Raw genomic sequence first — 19270 nt, forward strand, 5'->3', positions numbered from 1 at the left:
CGGGTCGAACGAACGGCTCTTGGGCGAGGTCAACGCGGTTGCGGTCATGGCACCCCAGCCCGAATCAGCACGGGAAGCAGCCGCCATAGTGTTCCGGATGCGCTTGTCGCGCGAATCCGGCGTTCAGGCGGCCTTGCGCTGCTCGGCCTTGGCGTCGCGGGCGGCGTTGATACGGGCCTCGGCGATGGCACCGGCGATCTCATGCGTCGGCCGGTTCTCGGAGGCGGAACGCTCGAGCACCTCGTCCAGCGTCTCCATCAGACGCGACAGCTTGGTCTCGACCCAGGCCGCGTCATAGGCACCGCCGGTCTGGCGGGCGCGCAGCTCGGAGGCGACATTGATGATGCCGCCGCCGTTGATCACATAGTCGGGGGCATAGAGTATGCCGCGTTCGAACACTGCGCGGCCGATCGCGGGGTCGGCCAGCTGGTTGTTGGCACCGCCGGCGATCACCTTGCCTTGGAGCCTGGGCAGGGTCTCGGCGCTGACCGCCCCGCCCAGTGCGCAGGGGGCGAACACCTCGGCCTCGACGTCGAAGATGGCGCCGGGGGCCACGACCTTCGCGCCAGTGCGCTCGGCGACCTCGCGCAAGGCCTCTTCGCTGACGTCGGTGACCACCAGCTTGGCGCCCGCCGCGTGCAGCTTGTCGGCCAGGTAGGCGCCCACATGGCCGACGCCCTGGATGGCCACGGTCACGCCGTCGAGCTCGCGGTTGTAGGCGCGCCGGACGCAGAGCTGGATGCCGCGGAACACACCCTCGGCGGTCACCGGGCTGGGATCGCCCGAGGCCGCCGGGTGGCCGGTCAAACCGGCCACGTAGCGGGTCTGCTTGCGCGCATGCATCAGGTCAGCTGGCGAGACGCCGACATCTTCCGCGGTCCAGTAGCGGCCGCCCACGGCGTCCACCGCGCGGCCGAACGCCTCGAACAGGGCAGGAGACTTCTGGGTCCGGCTGTCGCCGATGATCACGGCCTTGCCGCCGCCCAGCTCCAGGTCGGCCATGGCGTTCTTGTAGCTCATCGCCCGCGACAGGCGCAGGGCGTCCTCCAGGGCCAGCTCGGCCGAGGCGTAGGGCCACATGCGGCAGCCGCCGGCGGCCGGGCCGCGGGCCGTGGAATGCACGGCGATGATTGCCTTGAGGCCGGTTTTTTTGTCGGAGAAGGCGTGGACGCCTTCGTGGCCCTCGAAGGCGGGGGAATCGAACAAGGTCATGCCGCGGACTTCACTGACTGCTGGGACGGAATTGCGGGTGCCTGTACGCCTGCCGGGCCCATGTCACAACCCCGCCGCGACGGGCGGTGGGCCCGGCCCGGCGGACGCGCCCGGAATCCGCGGGGCGCCGGACGGCAGGGGCGCCAAAGGGTCGCGCAGGAAGGCTGCGACGTCGGCCATGGCAGCCTTTCCCTGGCGGTCGCGGGTCAGCAGATGCCAGCCCTTGGCGTAGTAGCCGGAGCGATCCGTGGGCCGCAGTTGCCTGGCTGCCCGCACGGCCGCCTTCTTCGGGATAATCTGGTCGTTGGCGCCGTAGAGGTAGAGCGTCGGGACCGCCGCCCGGCCCACCGTCTGCGCTCCGCGGTCCATCAGGTTGACCAAGCCATAGACGGTGTCCGAACGTGCGCCCCAGATCATCAACGGGTCGCGGCCCATGGCGATCAGTTCCTCGCGGTTGTCCGTGGGAGTCACCCGCGAGGTCAGCCAGCGGGGCGGCGTATAGATCTTCGAGGCGGTGAAGTTGGCGGCGATCCACAGGAGCGTGCGATTGGGCAGCGGCTGGGCCTTCCAGCCCCACACCGCCGGCGATAGCAGCACCAGCCGGTCGGCCGGCGGCGGCCGGTCGGAGGCGAAGGCCGCGGCCGCCACCGCCCCGCCCATGCTCTCCCCCACCACCGCGACAACCGCGTTCGGATGTGTCTGCCGCACCAGGGCGGTGACCGTGCGCAGGTCCTCCATCATCAACTCGTCGCCCGCCCAGACGCCCCGGGCGGGCGAGCGGCCAAACCCTCGCTGGTCGATGGCGTAGGTGGCGATCCCCTGCTCGGCCCACCACGGCGCGGCCAGGTGGAAGGCGTTGGCGTAGTCGTTCATGCCGTGCAGCGCGACGATCACCGCCCAGGGCTCGGCCGACTTGGCCTCCCAGCGGGTCAGTCCCAGCCGCGCGCCGTCGAAGCTGATCACCGCGTCGTTGTCGAGCCGCGGCCCCTGGAATCCCACGGCCGGTTGGCCCGCCTGCTGCACCAGCAAGGGGGTGCAGGCGGTGAGCATCAGAGCGGCGAGGGCGACGAGGAGACGCTTCACGGGCGAGAAATCCGAATTGTCAGCTCCTAAGAGGGGGAACAACTCCGCGGTCGGAACAGGCGTTGCGGGTCAGGCCGGGCGCCCGGACAGCATCGCCCGTTCCTTGGCGATTATTCCCGCATAGGACGGCCGGGCCAGCATGGCGTCCAGATAGGCCGCGGCCTTCGGATGGGTCGACGCGTTCACCGGGCAGCCGGCGTGGCCGAGGTTGGCGAAGGGGCTGGCGACGGCGATGTCGGCCAGCGTGATGCGGTCCTCCACCAGGAACCCCGAGGCCGGGACCACGCTCTCCAGATAGTCCACCAGCTTGGGGAACTCGACGGCTTGCGCCTCGTCCGCCTCGGCCAGGTTGGCCTCGCGGCCGATCAGCTTGGCCACCACCCGGTTGAAGAACACCTTGCCCACGCAGGCGCCGACGATGGTGTCGGCGAATTCCTCGTACCAGATGGTCCGGGCGCGGGCCTTGGGCTCGGCGGGGATCAGGTTCGGCTCTGCCTTCACCGCCTCCAGGTAGGTGATGATCGCGGTGGAGTCGGAGATCATGAAATCGCCGTCCTTGAACCCCGGCATCTTGCCAAACGGGCTGGCCAGCTTGAACTCCGGCGGGCCGGCGCCCATTCCGGCGGCGACCAGCTCCACCTCGATCCCCTTCTCCGCGGCGAAGGCCAGGGTCTTGCGCACGAAGGGCGAGAGCGTGTTTCCGTAGACGATCATGGGGTGTCTCCCTGGGGTGGGGCGTCCGGCAGCCGCAGCCGGTAGACGCCTTTGAAATCTTCCGGGTCCGCGGGCTTGCCGTGGCGGGTGATCACCAGCCGCTGCTGCCGCGCCAGGCCCCTGGCGGTGGCGCGCACATGGCCCAGGAGCCGGCGCCAGCCCTCCGGATCGACCGCGCGGGCCACCTGTTCGGGTGACACCGACTTGCCGGCGGGAACCTGCCCAAGCAGGTCAAAGATCGCAGCCTCGACGTCGATGCTCATGCTCAGCCGCCGCGCTTCAGGGTCTCGCGGGCGATCACCACCTGCTGGATCTGGCTGGTGCCCTCGTAGATGCGGAAGATCCGCACGTCGCGGTAGAACCGCTCGATGCCGTGGTCGGCTACATAGCCCGCGCCGCCAAAGATCTGCACCGCCCGGTCGGCCACCCTACCCACCATCTCCGAGGCGAAGTACTTGGCGGCCGCGGCCTCCATGGTGACGCTGAGGCCGGCGTCGCGGTTGCGGGCGGTCTCCATCGTCAGCGCCTTGGCGGCCAGGGCCTCGGTCTTGGAATCCGCGATCATGCCCTGGATGAGCTGGAAGCCGGTGAGCGCCTGGCCGAACTGCTTGCGCTCGCTGGCATAGGCCACGCAGTCGGCCAGCAGGCGCTCGGCGACGCCCACGCAGACCGCCGAGATGTGCAGCCGCCCGCGGTCGAGCACCTGCATGGCCACCTTGAAGCCCTCGCCCTCCCGGCCCAGACGGTTCTCCACCGGCACCCGGACGTTGTCGAAGATCACGTCGCAGATGTGGGCGCCCTGTTGGCCCATCTTCTTTTCCGGCTTGCCCACTGACAGGCCCGGCAGGTTGCGTTCCACCAGAAAGGCCGAGACCCCGCCGGCGCCGGCCTTGGCCGGGTCGGTGCGGGCCATCACCGTGAACAGGTCGGCCTTGTTGGCGTTGGTGATGTAACGCTTGGTCCCGTTCAGCACATAGGCGTCGCCGTCCAGGATGGCGCGGGTCTGGACGTTGGCGCTATCGGAGCCGGCCTCGGGCTCGGTGAGCGCGAACGAGGTGATGATCTCGCCCGACGCGATGCCGGGCAGGTACTTGGCCTTCTGCGCCTCGGTGCCGAACATCACCAGCCCCTGGCTGCCGATGCCCACATTGGTGCCGAAGGTGGAGCGGAACGCGGGGCTGGTGCGGCCCAGCTCGACGGCCACCAGGCACTCGTCCTCCATGGACAGGTCAAGGCCGCCGTAGGCCTCCGGGATGGACAGGCCGAACAGCCCCAGGGCCTTCATCTCGTCCACCACGTCGGTGGGCATGGCGTCGTCTTCGGCGACCTTGGCCTCCAGCGGGCGCAGCCGCTCTGAGACGAACCGGCGCACGGTGTCGATTAGCTGGTCGCGGGTCTCGGCGTCGAGCGCCATGGATCGGTACCTCTTACTTGCAGGTCTTATCGTCGGCCGCCCGGGTGAACGTGGCGAGCGCCACGGCCACCACCGGCCTTGGCCAGGTCTCAAGGCGGGTCCCGCCGGCCGGGACGGCGCAGACCTTCACGTTCCCCGGCTCGAGCTTGCCGCGGTTCAGCACCAGGACGCCGGCCCGGTAGATCACCGGATAGTCGAGGCCGTTCCAGATCTTCAGGTAGGAGGCCTTCTTCTCGGCCGAGCCGTCCAGCGCCACGGCGATCTGGCCCTTGCCGGGGGCCTCGAAGGTCTCGGTGGCCTTGCCCAACGGGTGGGCGGTGGCCAGCTGGCCCTTCTCGGCCTTGTCCAGCACCGGGTCGCCGGCATCGGTCAGGTGGAACACCGCCCGCGCGCCGTGCACCACCTGCAGGGCCTTACCGTCCACCTTGACGACGGGATCGAAGATCGGCGCCCTGGCCTGAGCCGCCGGGGTCTGGCTCTTCAGCGCCTCGGGGTCTTTGGACGCGGTCGGGGCCTCGGGGGCCGAGGTCGCCGCGGGCGCCTCCTCCGCCGGCTTGGCCGCGGCCAGCGCGAGCACGCTCAACACCAGAGTCAGCATCTCAGGCGTTCGCCCGGCGCGCCGCTGCGCGGAAAGAAACCGTCCGGCCTTGCATGATCGATCCTCAACGCCGTAAGCGGGCGGCCAAACTAGTGTTCGAGGCGGCTCGCGGCAAACCCTTCCGAGCCCTCAGGAGGCTCGATGGACGGCGGCGAGACTGAGAACAGTTACACCTCCAAGCTGGTCACCCTCACCGAGGGCGAATGGGCCGGCTGGTCCTGGTACCCCGGCGGCGATCCCTTCGAGGACCTGGCCGGCCCGTTCTACTTCCGCATCGGTGACGACGGCCGGCCGATCTGCGCCTTCCGCGCCGAGACGAAACACCTGAACGGTGGCCTTTTCATGCACGGCGGCTGCCTGATGACCTTCGCCGACTTCAGCCTGTTCGTGATCGCCCGCGACGCGCTGGCCGACAGCCGCAGCGTCACCGCCACATTCAACGGCGAGTTCGTGGGCCCGGCCCACGAGGGCGACCTGATCGAGTGCACCGGCGAGGTGGTCAAGGCGGGCCGCAGCATGGTCTTCGTGCGCGGCATCATCGCCACCGGCGGCGAACCGATGATGAGTTTCTCCGCCGTCCTCAAGAAGACCCGGCCGCGCAGCGCGGGGTAAGCGACTACATGGCGGCCTTGGCGGCCGGCCGCTCGCGCATGGCCTGAGCCCAGCGGGCCACATGGGTCAGGTCCTCGGGCGGCTTGAGCTTGATCATCCGGCCAAAGTCGATGCCGATGAAGGCCACGATGTCGGCGACGGTCAGCCGTTCGGCGCCCAGCCACTCGCTCTCCCCCAGCCGCCGGTCGAGCACCTTCAGAGCGCGCAGCCCGGTCGCGGTGTTGTACTCCGCGATAACCGGGTTCTGGGTCTCCAGGGCGGCCAGCGCCGGGTGACTGTGGCGCACCCCCACCATGATCGGCGTCGCCACCAGCATCTCCGCCCGCCGCGTCCACATCTCGATCACCGCGGTCTCTTCCGGGGTGCGCCCGAACAGGTTGGGCTCGGGGTAGCGGCTTTCCAGATAGCGGCAGATCGCCAGGCTCTCGGTGATGGTGGTCCCATTGTCCATCTCCAGGGCCGGCACGTTGGGCAGGCCCGCCTTGGCAAGGTAGTCGGCGGTCTTGTGGCCGCCCTCCATCAGGTTCAGCCGGACGATCTCGATGTCCTCGATCCCCTTCTCGGCCATAAACCAGCGGACCCGGCGCGGGTTGGGCGCCAGCGGGGTGTCGTAGAGCTTCATCGACGGCGTCCTATTGTCCGAACAGCTGGCTGGGCATGGCGCCGACCACGGCGGCGGTCAGGCAGGTGGCCAGAAAGCCCGCCATCATCGCCTTCCAGACCATACCCATCACCTCGGCCCGACGCTCCGGCACCAGCACGGTGTAGCCGGCCACATTGATCCCTACCGAGGCGATATTGGCGAAGCCGCAGAGCGCATAGGTCATGATCACCCGGGTGCGCTCGGTGATCTCGCCCAGGGGAATCTCGCCCATCCGGATGAAGGCGGTGAACTCGGTGAGCACCAGCTTGACGCCCAGCAGCGCGCCGGCGGCCGGCGCGTCGGCCCACGGAATGCCCAGGGACCAGGCCAGCGGGGCGAACAGCGCGCCCAGGCCGCGCTCAACCGAGGGCGGGCCGCCGGCGATGTCCGGGAACAAGCCCAGAACCCCGTTGACCATGGCCACCAGGGCGACGAACACGATCAGGGTGGCGGCGATGTTGAGCACGATGGCCAGGCCGTCGGAGGTGCCCTTGATCAGGGCGTCCACAGAGCTGTCGTAGCCCTTGGCGGCGGCTGGATCGAGGTCCTGCGGCTGTTCGGTCGCCGGATCGCGCGGGATGATGATCCGCGCCAGCAGCACCCCGGCCGGCGCCGAGATGATCGAGGCGGCCAGCACGTGGGCGGCGGCGTTGGGCAGCACGTCATTCAGGATGGTTGCATAGGCCACCATGGTAGAGCCGGAGACGCAGGCCATGCCCACGGCGATCAGCAGGAAGAGCTCGGACCGCGACAGGCTGGGCAGGTAGCTGCGGATGAAGATCGGGCCCTCCACCTGGCCCATGAACACCGTTGCGGCGGTGGCCAGCGCCGGGGCGCCGCGCAGGCCCATGGTCTTCTCGAACACGATGCCGAAGCCCTGGGTGACCCACCTCAGAATCCGCCAGTGCCACAGCAGCGCGGCCAGCGCGCAGACCACCAGGATCACTGGCAGGACCCGGAAGCCGAACACGAAGAGCGAGCCGGGATCGGTCAGCGGATAGGGCTGGTTGGGGGTGCCGGCCAGGAAGCCGAACACGAAGGCAACGCCCGTCTGGGTGCTGGTGGCCAGGCCGTCCACCGCCTGGCCGACGCCGGCCAGCGCGGCCCGCAGCACGGGCAGGCCGAACAGCGCCAGCACCAGCAGCGCCTGGATGGCGATGGCCCCGATGGCCAGCTTCCAAGGGAACCGCCGGCGGTTCTCCGAGACCGTCCAGCAGATCAGCAGGATGACGGCCAGTCCCACCAGGCTCTGGGCGTTCTCGAGACGGAACATGCACGGCCCCCACCGTCCGCCGCTCACCGCGCCGGGACACATCCAGATTGAGGATGAACCCGTCGCTTGACGCAAGCGCCGTGTCGGCTAGCGGCCGGTGAGTTCCTTCACCAGCGCGGTCTGGCCATAGACCTTGGTCAAGGCCTCGGTGGCGGCGCTGGTGGCCACCACCACGGTGCGGTCGACCGCGCCGTCGGCATTGACGTTGCGTCCAATTCAATCCCTGGAGGGCCTGTCCTACCGGGATTCGACCGGTCCCTTCTCGATCTGGAGCCGCGCACCGAGCGCATCGTGCGCATCGTGCGGGCCGAAACCGCCGAGGCGCCCTCCCCTCCGCGACCGTTGGCCAGACCGGGCGCTCGCCGGGCGATCCACTCTCCCCCCACAGCGGGCGGGGATGAGTGCAGTTGACGGCCTTCCCGCATCGCCGCACAACGCGCGCCGAACTTGAACATCCGTTCCAGAGGGACTTTCCATGGTGGACATCCGCTTCGACGGCAAAGTGGCGATCGTCACCGGCGCAGGCGGCGGCCTCGGGCGGCAACACGCCCTGGAGCTCGCCAGGCGCGGGGCAAAGGTGCTGGTCAACGACCTGGGCGGCTCCATGGACGGCTCCGGCGGCGGCTCGGACGCGGCCAACAAGGTGGTGGAGGAGATCAAGGCGGCCGGCGGAGAGGCGCTCTCCAACGGCTCCTCGGTCACCGACGACGCCGGCGTCGCCCTGATGGTCAAGCAGGCCATGGACGCCTGGGGCCGCATCGACATCCTGATCGCCAACGCCGGCATCCTGCGCGACAAGACCTTCGCCAAGATGGAGATCGCCGACTTCGAGGTGGTGTTGGACGTGCACCTGCTCGGAACGGTGAAGCCCGCCAAGGCCGTCTGGGAAATCATGCGCCAGCAGAACTACGGGCGGATCGTGGTCACCACCTCCTCGTCCGGCCTCTACGGCAACTTCGGTCAGTCGAACTACGGCGCCGCCAAGCTGGGCATCATCGGCTTCATGAACACGCTGAAGCTCGAGGGCCAGAAGAACAACATCCACGTCAACGCAATCGCCCCGGTGGCCGCCACCCGCATGACCGAGGGCCTGATGCCGCCGGCCGTGCTGGAGAAGCTGAAGCCGGAATACGTGACTCCCGGCGTGGTCTTCCTCTGCTCGGAAGAGGCGCCCACCGGGGCGATCCTCACCGCCGGCGCCGGGGCCTTCGCGCTCTCCCGCATCGTTGAGACCGAGGGCGTCTACCTGGGCGATGACGGCCTGTCGGTGGAAGAGGTGCGCGACAATTGGGCCAGGATCACCGACGCCGAGGGCCAGCAGGCCTACCAGACCGGCGGCGAGCAGACCGCCAAGGTATTCCGCAAGATGCAGGGCGGCTGAGGGAAATCGCTTGCCAGCCGGTGGCTGAACACGCGTAACTTTCGGCTCCAGCCAGCGCCCGCCAGAGGTGCGGCGCCGCAGGAGACGCATCCGTGACCCAGGCCAGGGCCGCCAGCTATGGCGCGCCGCTTTCGCTTCCCGCCATCCTGGCGTTCGCCTGCACCAGCATTCCGATCTCGGCCCTGATCCTGGCCGTGGCGGTGCACCTGCCGCGCTACTTCGCCAGCCACCTGGGCATGAGCCTGGTGGTGGTGGGAGGCGCCTTCGCCCTGGTCCGGGCCATCGACATTCCGCTGGACCCCATGCTGGGCCTGGTCATGGACCGCACCCGCAGCCGCTTCGGGCGCTACCGGCTATGGACGGTGATAGGGGCGCCGGTGGTGATGGGCGCGCTCTACATGCTGATCAGCGCAGGGCCCGGAACCGGCCAGCTCTACCTGATCGGCTGGCTACTGGTGATGTACCTGGGCCTCTCGATCCTGCTCCTGTCGCACCTGGCCTGGGCCGCGACGCTGGCCCCCACATACAACCAGCGCTCGCGCATCTTCGGCGTGCTGACGGCGGTGGGCGTCACCGGCGCCACCATGGTGCTGCTGATCCCGGTGATCGCGGCGAGCCAAGGCTACACCGACGCGCAGGGCGTGCAGGCCATGGTCTGGTTCATCATCGCCGCCGCCCCGATCACCGTGGCCGTGGCGGTCTGGCGCACCCCCGAGCGGATCACCCAGGACCACGAGACCCGGTTCCGGCTGCGCGACTACTGGGCCCTGCTTACCAGGCCCAACATCCTGCGCATCCTGGCCGCCGACCTGTTTGTGACCCTTGGCCCCGGCTGGATGGCGGCGCTCTATTTGTTCTTCTTCAAGGACTCACGGGGCTTCACCACCACCCAGGCGAACCTGTTGCTGATGATTTACATCCTGGCCGGGTTCGTGGGCGCGCCGCTGGCCGCCTGGCTGGCCAACCGCTTCTCCAAGCACCGCGCCCTGATGATCAACACCACGATCTACTCCGTGGTGCTGGTGACCCTGATCCTGCTGCCCAAGGGCCAGTTCCTGGCCGCCGCCCCGGTGATGTTCATTCTGGGCGCCATGGCCGCGGGCTTCACGGTGATGATCCGCGCCCTCACCGCCGACATCGGCGACGAGATCCGGCTGGAGAGCGGGCGCGAGTGGATGGGCCTGCTCTACGCCATGACCAACGCCACCACCAAGGTGGCCGGCGCCGCCTCGATCTTCCTGACCTTCAACGTGCTGGCCGCGGTGAACTACAACGCGGCGGAAGGGGCCACCAACAGCGCGGCGACCATCCGCGGGCTGGAGCTTGCCTACATGATCGGGCCGGTGGTGTTCGTGATGCTCGGGGGCGCCTGCTTCTTTGGCTACAAGCTGAACGCTAAGCGCCACGCCGAAATCCGGACCGAGCTGGAGGCCCGCGACGCCCTCTACGACGAGGCGCCGGTGCTGGAGGGCCTGACCGGAGAGCCGGGCGGGGTCAGCCGCTAACCAGCGTCCGCGCCATGGCCATGAAGGCCTGGGCCGCCGGGCTGTCGGGGTTGGTCGCCACCAGCGGCCGGCCCTGATCGCCGCCTTCGCGCAGAGCTATCTCCAGGGGAATTTCCGCCAGCAGGGGCACGCCCAGGCGCTGCGCCTCCGCCGCCGCCCCGCCCTGGCCAAAGATCGGCAGGCGGGCGCCCGTCGCCGGATCGGTGAACCAGGCCATGTTCTCCACCACGCCGGCGATCGGCGCGCCGGTCTTCTCGAACATCGCCGCGGCCCGGCGTGCGTCGATCAGGGCGATCTCCTGCGGGGTCGAGACCACGATCACCCCGTCCAGCTTCAGCCGCTGCACCAGGGTGAGCTGGATGTCGCCGGTGCCGGGGGGCAGGTCCACCACCAGCACGTCCAGCGGAGCCTCCGCCGTAGCCCAGGCGCTGCCGATCAGGGTGCGGAAGGCCGAGGTCGCCATCGGCCCGCGCCAGATGTTGGCGGTCCCCGGCTCGACGATGAAGCCGATGGACATCACCTTCACGCCCCAGGCCTCCAGCGGAATCAGGCGTTTGTCGGCGTCGAAGCTGGGCTCGCCTTCGCAGCCCAGCATGTGCGGCGCGGACGGGCCATAGATGTCGGCGTCCAGCAGGCCCACGCTGAGCCCCAGTTTCGCGAACGCCACCGCCAGGTTAACCGCCACCGTCGACTTGCCCACCCCTCCCTTGCCGCTGGCCACCGCCAGGACCCGGCGCACATGGGGCGGGCGCTCGGCCTCCGGCATCGGCTGCAGCCGGGCCTGCGGATCGTCGGAGACCCGGGCGCTGCGCCGGGCCGGCGTCACCTTGAGCTGCGGGGCGGCCGTCTCTGCGGTGAGCACCACCTGCGCGGTCTCCACGCCCGGTACCGCGGCCAGCGCCTGTTCGGCGGCGTCGCGCACGGGAGCGTACAGGGCGGTGTCGGCGCCCGGGACCTCCAGCATGAAGGCCGCGCGGCCGCCGCGGATCACCAGGCCGCGGACCAGGCCGGCGCTGGTCAGCCCCTTGCCGGACCGCGGATCGACCACGGTGTCGAGCGCCTGCAGGATGGCGGCTCTATCGGGGTTGGCAGGCGGTGTCATTGACGCCTTTGTCTTGCTTTGGGCGGGCGGCGGTCTCATATCCGACTGGCAGCGCCGGTTTACAAGCCCAATGGGGGTTTGCGCGACCCGGCCGCGCCTGGATCGTAAGTAACTCGCTTGACCAAGACGCGACGCGGCTGATGCCCTGGAACGATAACGCCAACCCGGGTCCCTGGGGCTCGCCCCCGTCCGGCGACGACGGCGGCCGCAAGGACCCGCCCGGACGCCCCCCAGGCGGCGGTGGCCCGCGCGGTCCCCGGCGCCCTGACGGTCCCGAGATCGCCGCCGCCCTCGAGCGCGCCCAGCAGCGCCTGCGCGAGCTGTTTTCCGGCGGCCCCGGCGGCGGCGTGCGGCCCGGCGCCATCGCCGCCCTGGTCGGCGCGGCCTTCGCGCTCTGGGCGCTATCCGGCATCTACATCGTGCAGCCGAACGAGGAGGCGGTGGTCACCACCTTCGGCGCCTATGCGCGCAACGAGAGCCCCGGCCTGCGCTATCACCTGCCCGGTCCGATCGAGCACGTGGAGAAGGTGCCGGTCACCTCGCTGAACCGCATCGACGTGGGCGGCGTCGGCGAGGCCGACGTCCCGCAGGAGAGCCTGATGCTCACCGGCGACGAGAACATCATCGACCTGGACTTCAGCGTCACCTGGCGGGTGTCCGACGCCGACCGCTACGTGTTCACCGTCCGCGATCCCGAAGGCTCGGTGAAGGCCGTGGCCGAGAGCGCCATGCGCGAGGTGGTGGGCAAGACCCCCCTGCAGCAGATCCTCACCCGCGGCCGCGGCCAGGTGCAGCTGCAGGCCGCGGAGCTTATGCAGCGGACCCTGGACCAGTGGGGCGCAGGCGTGCGCATCGTCGAGGTGCAGATCCGCTCCGCCAATCCGCCACAGGAGGTGGTCGCCGCCTTCCGCGAAGTGGCCAACGCCGGCCAGGACGCCGAGAGCGCCAGCAACGAAGCCAACACTTACCGCAACCGGGTGGTCAACGAGGCCAAGGGCGACGCCGCGCGCATCACCCAGTCCGGCCAGGGCTACCGCGAGCAGGCCGTGCGCGAAGCCACCGGCGACGCTGCGCGCTTCAACTCCATCTACGGCGAGTACCGCCGCGCGCCGGGCGTGACCCGCGACCGGCTCTACATCGAGACCATGCAGCGGGTGCTGGCCCGGTCCAACAAGGTGGTGGTGGATTCGAAGGGCGCCAGCGCCCCGATCATCCTGCCGCCGGATGTGTTCCGGCCGCGCACCGGTCCCGCCGCCGCCAGCGGCATTACGCCCGCCCCGCAGACCCAGGCCCAGGCCCAGGCCGGCCGGAGCGCCGCCCAATGAACCGCCGTCGCCTGACCCTCTACGGCATCATCGCCGCCCTGGTGCTGGTGGTGCTGGCCAACACCCTGTTCATCGTCGAGCAGCGGCAGCAGGCCATCGTGGTCCGCTTCGGCGAGCCGGTGCGGGTGATCAACGCGCCGGGGAAGAACGGCGCGGGCCTGAACGCAAAGGCCCCGTTCCTCGAAAACGTCATCAAGCTCGATCGGCGCAACCTGGCGCTGGAGGCCCAGCAGGAAGAAGTCATCGCCGCCGACCAGGAGCGCCTGGTGGTGGACGCCTTCATCCGCTACCGCATCTCCGATCCGCTGCAGTATTACCGCACCCTGCGTGACGACCGCACCGCGGCCGACCGCATCGAGCGGCTGGTGAACTCGTCCCTGCGCCAGGTGCTGGGTTCCGCCACCTCCGGCGACATCATCTCCGGGCGCCGCGGCCAGCTGATGCAGCAGACCAAGCTGGACGTGGCCCGCCGGGCGCAGGCCTCGCGCCTGGGCATCGAGGTCATCGACCTGAGGATCAAGCGCGCCGACCTGCCCGACGCCAACCGCGCCGCCGTCTATCGTCGGATGCAGACCTCGCGCCAGCAGGAAGCCGCCCAGATCCGCGCCGTCGGCGAGCAGCAGAAGCGCGAGATCATCGCTTCCGCCGACCGCGAAGTGGCGATCACCCTGGCCACCGCCCAGGAGCTCGGCGAGACCACCCGAGGCGAGGGCGACGCCCTGCGCACCCGCATCTTCGCCGACAGCTTCGGGCGCGACCCGTCGTTCGCCGCCTTCTACCGGTCCATGCAGGCCTATGAGGCGAGCCTGGGTCAGGGCGACACCACCCTGGTGCTCTCCCCCGACAGCGCCTTTTTCCGCTACTTCGAGCGCGGCCCCACCGGGCGCTAACCCTGCGCCGCCAGCATCTCGCGCACTTCGTGCAGGTCGCGGGCGATGCGCACGCACAGGCCGTGCATCTCCTCCGTGGCGTCGAGCAGGTCCGGGACCATCACCGTCATCATCCCGGCGGCGGAGGCAGCGCGCACCCCGTTGTGGCTGTCCTCCAGCGCCAGGCAGTGGGCCGGCGCTACACCTAACCGCTCGGCAGCCTTCAGGAACGGGTCCGGATTGGGTTTGCCGCGGGCGTAGTCCCCCCTTGCGATCACCTCGTGGAAACGTGGGAGTACGCCGCTTTGGCCTAGGTGCGCCTGCACCGCGCGATGACTGGACGATGTGGCGATGGCGCGCGGCAGGTCGGCTGCTTCCAGATGATCGAGGAGTTCCGTCACACCGGCCTTCAGGACGATGCCGGCGTCGCAGGCCGCGTCGACGCGAACGCGGACCTGCTCGTTGAAGTCGGCCACCGGATAGTCCTCGCCGAAATGGTTCAGCATCTGGCGGTCGCTCATCGGGCCCGGCAGACCGATCATCGACTGGAACAGCGCGAGCGGGAAGTCATGGCCGCGCTCGGCGGCGACGGCGTGCATGGCGTCTCGGTAGACCACCTCGGTGTCGCAGAGCAGGCCGTCCATGTCGAAGACCACGGCGAGGACTGTATGGGGAAGGCTCATGGCCGGGCTCTACGCCGAGTTGGCGCCGGGCGGGAAATCAATCCCCGCTTCAGTCCGTTACGAACTCGTCCGTCCGATAGCCCTGAAAGTGCAGCAGGGCGGTGAGGTCCGCGTGGTCCACCCTGGCGTCGGCCCGGGCCGCCACGATCGCCTTGGCGCGGTAGGCCACCCCCAGCCCGGCGGCCTCGATCATCGCCAGGTCGTTGGCGCCGTCGCCGATGGCGAGAGTCGCTTCGAGGGCGACGCCCAGGGCGGCGGCCTCCTCCTGCAACGCGGCCAGCTTGGCCTCACGGCCGAGGATCGGCTCGCTCACCAGGCCGGTCAGCCCGCCTTCGCCTTCTCCCAGGGTGTTGGCGCGGTCGGCGTGGAAGCCCGCGGCGGTCGCGACCCGGCTCGTGAAGTAGGTGAAGCCGCCGGACACCAGCACGCAGCGCGCGCCGTTGGCGGCCATGGTCCTGACCAGGGTCCGCGCGCCGGGGTTCAGCCGCACCCGCTGCGAATAGGTCGCCTCCAGGGCGATCAGCGGCAGGCCCTTCAGCATGGTCACCCGCTCGCGCAGCGCCGCCTCGAACGCCAGATCGCCCCGCATGGCCCGCTCGGTGATGGCGGAGACCTGCGCCTTCACCCCCGCGAAGTCGGCCAGCTCGTCCAGGCACTCCACGTTAATGATGGTCGAATCCATGTCGGCCAGCAGCAGGCGCTTTCGCCGGCCGCCAGCAGGCTGCAAGCAGGCGTCGACGGCGTGGCCCACAAGCGCGGCGGCGACCGCTTGGCGCATCTGCGCAAGGTCGCCGTCAAGCACGATGTCCACGGCGCCCGGCCCCAGGACCATCGGCGCCTTGACGCCCAGGCCCGCGCCTGCGAGCGCTTCGACGGCGGCGTCCGGCGCGTCGCCGACGAGAGTGAGGACAAGCTCCATGGCGCCCCGCATCTGGCTGATCGCCGGGCCCACGGCAAGCGGCAAGTCGGCCCTGGCCCTGCGTCTGGCGGACCACCTCGGCGGCGAGATCGTCAACGCTGACTCCATGCAGCTCTACCGCGACTTAAGTGTCCTCAGCGCCCGGCCGACGGACGCGGAGATGGCCCGCGCGCCGCACCACCTGTTCGGGACCGTGGACGCCGCGGACGGCTGGTCGGTGGGCCGCTGGCTGCGGGCGGCTGTGGAGGTCCTGGCCGATATCGCCGAGCGCAACCGCTCGGCCATCGTGGTGGGCGGCGCCGGGCTCTACTTCCGCGCCTTGACTGAGGGCTTGGCCGAGATCCCGCAGGTCCCGGCCGCTGTGCGCCGCGAGGCCGCCGCCGACTTCGACCTGATGGGCGAGAGCGCGTTTCGTGGGCGCCTGGCGGTGCACGATCCGGCCGCCGCCATCCGCATCGCGCCGGGCGACCGCCAGCGGCTGGTCCGCGCCTGGGAGGTCCAGGCCGCCACCGGCACGCCCCTGTCGGACTGGCAGAACACCGGCGCCGCCGTCCTGGCCCCCGACGCCTGGCGCGCGGTGGCCCTGGAGCCGCCCCGCGCCGAACTCTACGCCCGCTGCGACGCGCGCCTCGCCGGCATGATCGACGCCGGCGCCCTGGAGGAGGTGGCTGCGCTGGTCGCCCGCGACCTCGATCCCGACCTGCCGGCGTTGAAGGCGGTGGGCGTGCGCGAGTTCTCGGCCCACCTGCGCGGCGAGACGACGCTGGCCGAGGCCCTGGCGCTGGCCCGGCAGGAGACCCGCCGCTACGCCAAGCGCCAGAGCACCTGGATGCGTGGCCAGATGGGCGGCTGGCCAAGGCTCGACGCGCTCGACCTGGATGGCCAGTGGGGGCAGTTTCTTGCGCTCGGCTCGCCTTGACGCCTTGGGTGGGGCATGCGACATGCCTGATCCACAACTCTTGAGGAAATCCGTTGCGCGGAATTCTTGTACCCGTATGGCGACCGTCGGCGGACTGACCCAGAGTCAGCCCGGACACGGTCGCGTACGCCAGGCCCCCCGCGGGCCTTTTTTATTGCCCTGAGAACCCCCAAAGGTCTTCGCCCATGACCGCCCACCAGACCATCGAAGCCGACCAGGACACCCTCTCCGGCGCGGAGATCGTGGTGCGCGCGCTGCTCGACCAGGGCGTCGAGGTGCTGTTCGGCTATCCCGGTGGCGCGGTGCTGCCGATCTATGACGCGCTGTTCGCCGAGCCCCGCCTGCGCCACATCCTGGTGCGGCACGAACAGGGCGCCACCCACGCGGCGGAGGGCTATGCCCGCTCCACCGGCAAGCCCGGCGTGGTGCTGGTCACCTCCGGCCCCGGCGCCACCAATGCGGTTACCGGCATCGTCGACGCGCTGATGGATTCCATCCCGCTGATCGTCATCACCGGCCAGGTGGCCACCCACCTGATCGGCACCGACGCCTTCCAGGAATGCGACACTATCGGCATCACCCGACCCTGCACCAAGCACAATTACCTGGTGAAGTCGGTGGAGGACCTGCCGCGGATCATCCACGAGGCCTTCCACATCGCCACCTCAGGCCGGCCGGGCCCGGTGGTCATCGACATCCCCAAGGACGTCCAGTTCGGCAAGGCGGCCTACCAGGGCCCAGGCGAGGTCAAGCACGCCCACAACTATGCGCCCCGGGTGAAGGGCGACCCCGGCCGCATCGCCGAAGCCTGCGCCCTGATCGCCAAGGCGCGGCGGCCGGTCCTCTATACCGGCGGCGGGGTGATCAACGCCGGCCCCCGCGCCGCCGCCCTGCTGCGGGAGTTCCAGGCCCTGACCGGCGCGCCGGTCACCTCCACCCTGATGGGCCTGGGGGCCTTTCCGGCCTCGGACCCCGCGTGGCTGGGCATGGTCGGCATGCACGGCTCGTTCGAGAGCAACAACGCCATGCATGACTGCGATGTGATGGTGGCCGTCGGCGCGCGCTTTGACGACCGGGTGACCGGGCGCCTGGACGCCTTCGCCCCCACCTCGCGCAAGATCCACATCGACATCGACGCCTCGTCGATCGGCAAGAACGTCCGCTGCGACATCGGCATCGTCGGCGACGCGGCCTCGGTGCTGGAGGACATGATCGCGTTCTGGAAGCAGCGGAACCTGAAGACCGAGCCCGCCGCCCTGGCCGACTGGTGGCGCCAGATCGACGCCTGGCGGGCCCGCGACAGCTTCCGTTACAAGCCCGACACCAAGCTGATCAAGCCGCAGCACGCCATCCAGCGCCTCTACGAACTGACCCGCGGCCACGACGTCTACATCACCACCGAGGTTGGCCAACACCAGATGTGGGCGGCGCAGTTCTTCCACTTCGACGAGCCCAACCGCTGGATGACCTCCGGCGGCCTGGGCACCATGGGCTACGGCCTGCCGGCCGCCGTCGGCGTGCAGATGGCCCACCCCGACTCGCTGGTCATCGACATCGCCGGCGACGCCAGCGTGCAGATGACCATGCAGGAAATGGCCACCGCCATTCAGTACGACCTGCCGATCAAGATCTTCATCCTGAACAACGAGTGGATGGGCATGGTCCGCCAGTGGCAGCAGCTGCTGCACGGCGAGCGCTACAGCCACTCCTATTCCGCCAGCCTGCCCGACTTCGTGAAGATGGCCGAGGCCTTCGGCGGGGTCGGCATCCGCGCCGAAACGCCCGACGAGCTTGACGACAAGATCCTGGAGATGATCTCGGTTCGGAAGCCCGTGCTGTTCGACTGCCGGGTGACCAAGGAAGAGAACTGCTTCCCGATGATCCCGTCGGGCAAGGCCCACAACGAGATGATCCTGGCCAATGACGGCCGCGACCTAGGCGCCGTGATCGACGACGCGGGCAAGCGGTTGGTCTAGGCGGCGTCTGCCAAGCGCGAGGATGTTGACGTTTTGTTCTCGCTAAGCTTTGCTGCCTCCCATGCGGATGAGCGGCGTGTGGGACGAGATCTACCTGGCCTGGGCGAAGTGGGGTTTCCTCCGGCGCATCCATAAGGACGGCTGGACCGGGAACTACATTTCTGGGACCGACGGCCAGGCCAGCTTCGCTTACTCCATCGGCCTCTGGCAACAGCTGCGCGCGCCCGAGCTCATTGTGTTCGGGGCTGACGCCAAGGTTTCCCAGGGATTGATCACGCGGGCCCATGCGCAGCTCAGGACGGGCCAACTCAAGCTGGCGGACAAGGCGCCTTGGAGGCTCGAGGGGAACGGCGGACCCCGGCTTGCCTGGCGGGCGGTCCACCCGAGCCAGATTCGCGCCGAGTACTTCAGCCTCGCCATCTGGCATCGCCAGCACCGAAAGATGGGGCGGGAGGGTTTCAAGGCCTTCCAGCTCGTCATCTCAGACGAGAATGGGGTCATGCCCTGGGAAGACGGCTTCAGCGCTGACGATCGGCCGAAGCAGCCAGAGCTTTACCTGCCGTATTTCGGGGCGCCAGAAGACGACGAACGCGGCGGCCAGAGACCGCCGCGCCATCTTCACTAGTCGTCGATGCGGGCTTCGGCGTAGCCGCTGAGCACTTCGACGCCGGCCTGGTTGACCGTCTTGACGTCGAACTCGGCGATCTTGGCGCCGTCTTTGTCGGTGATCGCCTTGAGCGTGGCCGTCGCGTCCAGGGTGTCGCCCGGCCAGACCTGGCTGGTGAAGCGCACGCCGTATTTGGTCAGCCGCGCGTCGCCGACATAGTCGGTCAGCATCTTGCCGGTCATGCCCATGGTCAGCATGCCGTGGGCGAAGACCGAGGGGTAGCCCGCCACTTGGGTGGTGAAGATCTCGTCGGTGTGGAGCGGGTTGTAGTCGCCCGAGGCGCCTGCATACTGGACGATCTGGGTGCGTTTCAGGTCTTCCACCAGACGGGCGGTGTGGGCGTCGCCCACCTTCAATGATTTCGCGCTGAGCGCC

Annotated in this window: 20 protein-coding genes; 8 read left to right on the forward strand and 12 right to left on the reverse strand. The window is 69.5% G+C overall.

Annotation, left to right across the window (positions count from 1 at the left end; translation table 11 throughout):
- Positions 1–123 precede the first annotated feature (123 nt).
- From ACLL81_RS13575 to ACLL81_RS13600, 6 genes are all read right to left on the reverse strand, one after another.
- Positions 124–1212, reverse strand: coding sequence for a Glu/Leu/Phe/Val dehydrogenase dimerization domain-containing protein (locus ACLL81_RS13575; protein WP_411288888.1), 1089 nt, complete (start codon positions 1210–1212; stop codon positions 124–126).
- 63 nt (positions 1213–1275) lie between these two features.
- Positions 1276–2295, reverse strand: a complete 1020-nt coding sequence (locus tag ACLL81_RS13580) for an alpha/beta fold hydrolase (RefSeq protein ID WP_411288889.1) — start codon at positions 2293–2295, stop codon at positions 1276–1278.
- A gap of 69 nt (positions 2296–2364) precedes the next feature.
- The gene (locus tag ACLL81_RS13585; protein ID WP_411288890.1) at positions 2365–3009 is read right to left on the reverse strand and encodes a glutathione S-transferase family protein; all 645 of its coding nucleotides are present in this window, start codon (positions 3007–3009) and stop codon (positions 2365–2367) included.
- Entirely contained in the window at positions 3006–3272 is a 267-nt protein-coding gene (locus ACLL81_RS13590) for a DUF3253 domain-containing protein (RefSeq protein WP_411288891.1), read from the reverse strand. The genes ACLL81_RS13585 and ACLL81_RS13590 overlap by 4 nt, the downstream gene beginning before the upstream one ends.
- A 2-nt stretch (positions 3273–3274) precedes the next feature.
- The gene (locus tag ACLL81_RS13595; protein ID WP_411288892.1) at positions 3275–4423 is read right to left on the reverse strand and encodes an acyl-CoA dehydrogenase family protein; all 1149 of its coding nucleotides are present in this window, start codon (positions 4421–4423) and stop codon (positions 3275–3277) included.
- A 13-nt stretch (positions 4424–4436) separates the two neighbouring features.
- Entirely contained in the window at positions 4437–5021 is a 585-nt protein-coding gene (locus ACLL81_RS13600) for a hypothetical protein (RefSeq protein ID WP_411288893.1), read from the reverse strand.
- A gap of 141 nt (positions 5022–5162) precedes the next feature.
- Here ACLL81_RS13600 and ACLL81_RS13605 point away from each other — a divergent pair, with 141 nt between their 5' ends.
- Entirely contained in the window at positions 5163–5633 is a 471-nt protein-coding gene (locus tag ACLL81_RS13605; RefSeq protein WP_411288894.1) for a PaaI family thioesterase, read from the forward strand.
- 4 nt (positions 5634–5637) lie between these two features.
- On the opposite strand, the gene ACLL81_RS13610 is transcribed toward ACLL81_RS13605, so the two are convergent.
- Together ACLL81_RS13610 and ACLL81_RS13615 are read right to left on the reverse strand one after the other, a co-directional pair.
- Complete coding sequence (locus ACLL81_RS13610; RefSeq protein WP_411288895.1) at positions 5638–6255, reverse strand: glutathione S-transferase family protein; 618 nt, start codon at positions 6253–6255, stop codon at positions 5638–5640.
- Positions 6256–6265: 10 nt separating this feature from the next.
- Complete coding sequence (locus tag ACLL81_RS13615; RefSeq protein ID WP_411288896.1) at positions 6266–7549, reverse strand: NupC/NupG family nucleoside CNT transporter; 1284 nt, start codon at positions 7547–7549, stop codon at positions 6266–6268.
- Positions 7550–8024: 475 nt separating this feature from the next.
- Between ACLL81_RS13615 and ACLL81_RS13620 the strand changes: the two genes are divergently transcribed.
- Positions 8025–8930, forward strand: a complete 906-nt coding sequence (locus tag ACLL81_RS13620; RefSeq protein WP_411288897.1) for an SDR family NAD(P)-dependent oxidoreductase — start codon at positions 8025–8027, stop codon at positions 8928–8930.
- Between the two features lie 92 nt (positions 8931–9022).
- Positions 9023–10435 carry an MFS transporter gene (locus ACLL81_RS13625; RefSeq protein WP_411288898.1) on the forward strand — a complete coding sequence of 471 codons (1413 nt, stop codon included), beginning with the start codon at positions 9023–9025 and terminating at the stop codon, positions 10433–10435.
- Here ACLL81_RS13625 and ACLL81_RS13630 read toward each other — a convergent pair.
- Entirely contained in the window at positions 10425–11537 is a 1113-nt protein-coding gene (locus ACLL81_RS13630) for an Mrp/NBP35 family ATP-binding protein (protein WP_411288899.1), read from the reverse strand. The genes ACLL81_RS13625 and ACLL81_RS13630 overlap by 11 nt on opposite strands.
- 140 nt (positions 11538–11677) lie before the next feature.
- Here ACLL81_RS13630 and hflK point away from each other — a divergent pair, with 140 nt between their 5' ends.
- Both hflK and hflC read left to right on the forward strand, forming a co-directional pair.
- Positions 11678–12862: an FtsH protease activity modulator HflK gene (gene hflK, locus ACLL81_RS13635; RefSeq protein WP_411288900.1), complete on the forward strand. Its 1185-nt coding sequence runs from the start codon at positions 11678–11680 to the stop codon at positions 12860–12862.
- On the forward strand, positions 12859–13752 hold the full coding sequence (gene hflC, locus ACLL81_RS13640; protein WP_411288901.1) for a protease modulator HflC: 894 nt from the start codon (positions 12859–12861) through the stop codon (positions 13750–13752). Before hflK ends, hflC begins: the two co-directional genes overlap by 4 nt.
- On the opposite strand, the gene ACLL81_RS13645 is transcribed toward hflC, so the two are convergent.
- The gene (locus tag ACLL81_RS13645) at positions 13749–14414 is read right to left on the reverse strand and encodes an HAD family hydrolase (RefSeq protein WP_411288902.1); all 666 of its coding nucleotides are present in this window, start codon (positions 14412–14414) and stop codon (positions 13749–13751) included. The two genes, hflC and ACLL81_RS13645, sit on opposite strands and share 4 nt — an antisense overlap.
- A gap of 49 nt (positions 14415–14463) precedes the next feature.
- Positions 14464–15333, reverse strand: coding sequence for a phosphoserine phosphatase SerB (gene serB / locus ACLL81_RS13650; protein ID WP_411288903.1), 870 nt, complete (start codon positions 15331–15333; stop codon positions 14464–14466).
- Between serB and miaA the strand changes: the two genes are divergently transcribed.
- From miaA to ACLL81_RS13665, 3 genes are all read left to right on the forward strand, one after another.
- The gene (miaA, locus tag ACLL81_RS13655; RefSeq protein WP_411288904.1) at positions 15332–16252 is read left to right on the forward strand and encodes a tRNA (adenosine(37)-N6)-dimethylallyltransferase MiaA; all 921 of its coding nucleotides are present in this window, start codon (positions 15332–15334) and stop codon (positions 16250–16252) included. The two genes, serB and miaA, sit on opposite strands and share 2 nt — an antisense overlap.
- A gap of 185 nt (positions 16253–16437) precedes the next feature.
- The gene (locus ACLL81_RS13660) at positions 16438–18228 is read left to right on the forward strand and encodes an acetolactate synthase 3 large subunit (RefSeq protein WP_411288905.1); all 1791 of its coding nucleotides are present in this window, start codon (positions 16438–16440) and stop codon (positions 18226–18228) included.
- Positions 18229–18304: 76 nt separating this feature from the next.
- Positions 18305–18853 carry a DUF4262 domain-containing protein gene (locus tag ACLL81_RS13665; RefSeq protein WP_411288906.1) on the forward strand — a complete coding sequence of 183 codons (549 nt, stop codon included), beginning with the start codon at positions 18305–18307 and terminating at the stop codon, positions 18851–18853.
- On the opposite strand, the gene ACLL81_RS13670 is transcribed toward ACLL81_RS13665, so the two are convergent.
- The coding region (locus ACLL81_RS13670) for a MaoC/PaaZ C-terminal domain-containing protein (protein ID WP_411288907.1) at positions 18850–19270 on the reverse strand (421 nt) is incomplete at its 5' end. The genes ACLL81_RS13665 and ACLL81_RS13670 overlap by 4 nt on opposite strands.

Origin of the sequence: Phenylobacterium sp. (assembly GCF_046590535.1) — a bacterium.
Taxonomy (GTDB): Bacteria; Pseudomonadota; Alphaproteobacteria; order Caulobacterales; family Caulobacteraceae; genus Phenylobacterium.

What these genes read in the sequence shown, in the direction of transcription:
- ACLL81_RS13575 (WP_411288888.1), bottom strand. Translation starts at nt 1,212, where the DNA reads ATGACCTTGTTCGATTCCCCCGCCTTCGAGGGCCACGAAGGCGTCCAC.
- ACLL81_RS13585 (WP_411288890.1), bottom strand. Translation starts at nt 3,009, where the DNA reads ATGATCGTCTACGGAAACACGCTCTCGCCCTTCGTGCGCAAGACCCTG.
- ACLL81_RS13590 (WP_411288891.1), bottom strand. Translation starts at nt 3,272, where the DNA reads ATGAGCATCGACGTCGAGGCTGCGATCTTTGACCTGCTTGGGCAGGTT.
- ACLL81_RS13595 (WP_411288892.1), bottom strand. Translation starts at nt 4,423, where the DNA reads ATGGCGCTCGACGCCGAGACCCGCGACCAGCTAATCGACACCGTGCGC.
- ACLL81_RS13600 (WP_411288893.1), bottom strand. Translation starts at nt 5,021, where the DNA reads ATGCTGACTCTGGTGTTGAGCGTGCTCGCGCTGGCCGCGGCCAAGCCG.
- ACLL81_RS13605 (WP_411288894.1), top strand. Translation starts at nt 5,163, where the DNA reads ATGGACGGCGGCGAGACTGAGAACAGTTACACCTCCAAGCTGGTCACC.
- ACLL81_RS13610 (WP_411288895.1), bottom strand. Translation starts at nt 6,255, where the DNA reads ATGAAGCTCTACGACACCCCGCTGGCGCCCAACCCGCGCCGGGTCCGC.
- ACLL81_RS13615 (WP_411288896.1), bottom strand. Translation starts at nt 7,549, where the DNA reads ATGTTCCGTCTCGAGAACGCCCAGAGCCTGGTGGGACTGGCCGTCATC.
- ACLL81_RS13620 (WP_411288897.1), top strand. Translation starts at nt 8,025, where the DNA reads ATGGTGGACATCCGCTTCGACGGCAAAGTGGCGATCGTCACCGGCGCA.
- ACLL81_RS13630 (WP_411288899.1), bottom strand. Translation starts at nt 11,537, where the DNA reads ATGACACCGCCTGCCAACCCCGATAGAGCCGCCATCCTGCAGGCGCTC.
- hflK (WP_411288900.1), top strand. Translation starts at nt 11,678, where the DNA reads ATGCCCTGGAACGATAACGCCAACCCGGGTCCCTGGGGCTCGCCCCCG.
- hflC (WP_411288901.1), top strand. Translation starts at nt 12,859, where the DNA reads ATGAACCGCCGTCGCCTGACCCTCTACGGCATCATCGCCGCCCTGGTG.
- ACLL81_RS13645 (WP_411288902.1), bottom strand. Translation starts at nt 14,414, where the DNA reads ATGAGCCTTCCCCATACAGTCCTCGCCGTGGTCTTCGACATGGACGGC.
- miaA (WP_411288904.1), top strand. Translation starts at nt 15,332, where the DNA reads ATGGCGCCCCGCATCTGGCTGATCGCCGGGCCCACGGCAAGCGGCAAG.
- serB (WP_411288903.1), bottom strand. Translation starts at nt 15,333, where the DNA reads ATGGAGCTTGTCCTCACTCTCGTCGGCGACGCGCCGGACGCCGCCGTC.
- ACLL81_RS13660 (WP_411288905.1), top strand. Translation starts at nt 16,438, where the DNA reads ATGACCGCCCACCAGACCATCGAAGCCGACCAGGACACCCTCTCCGGC.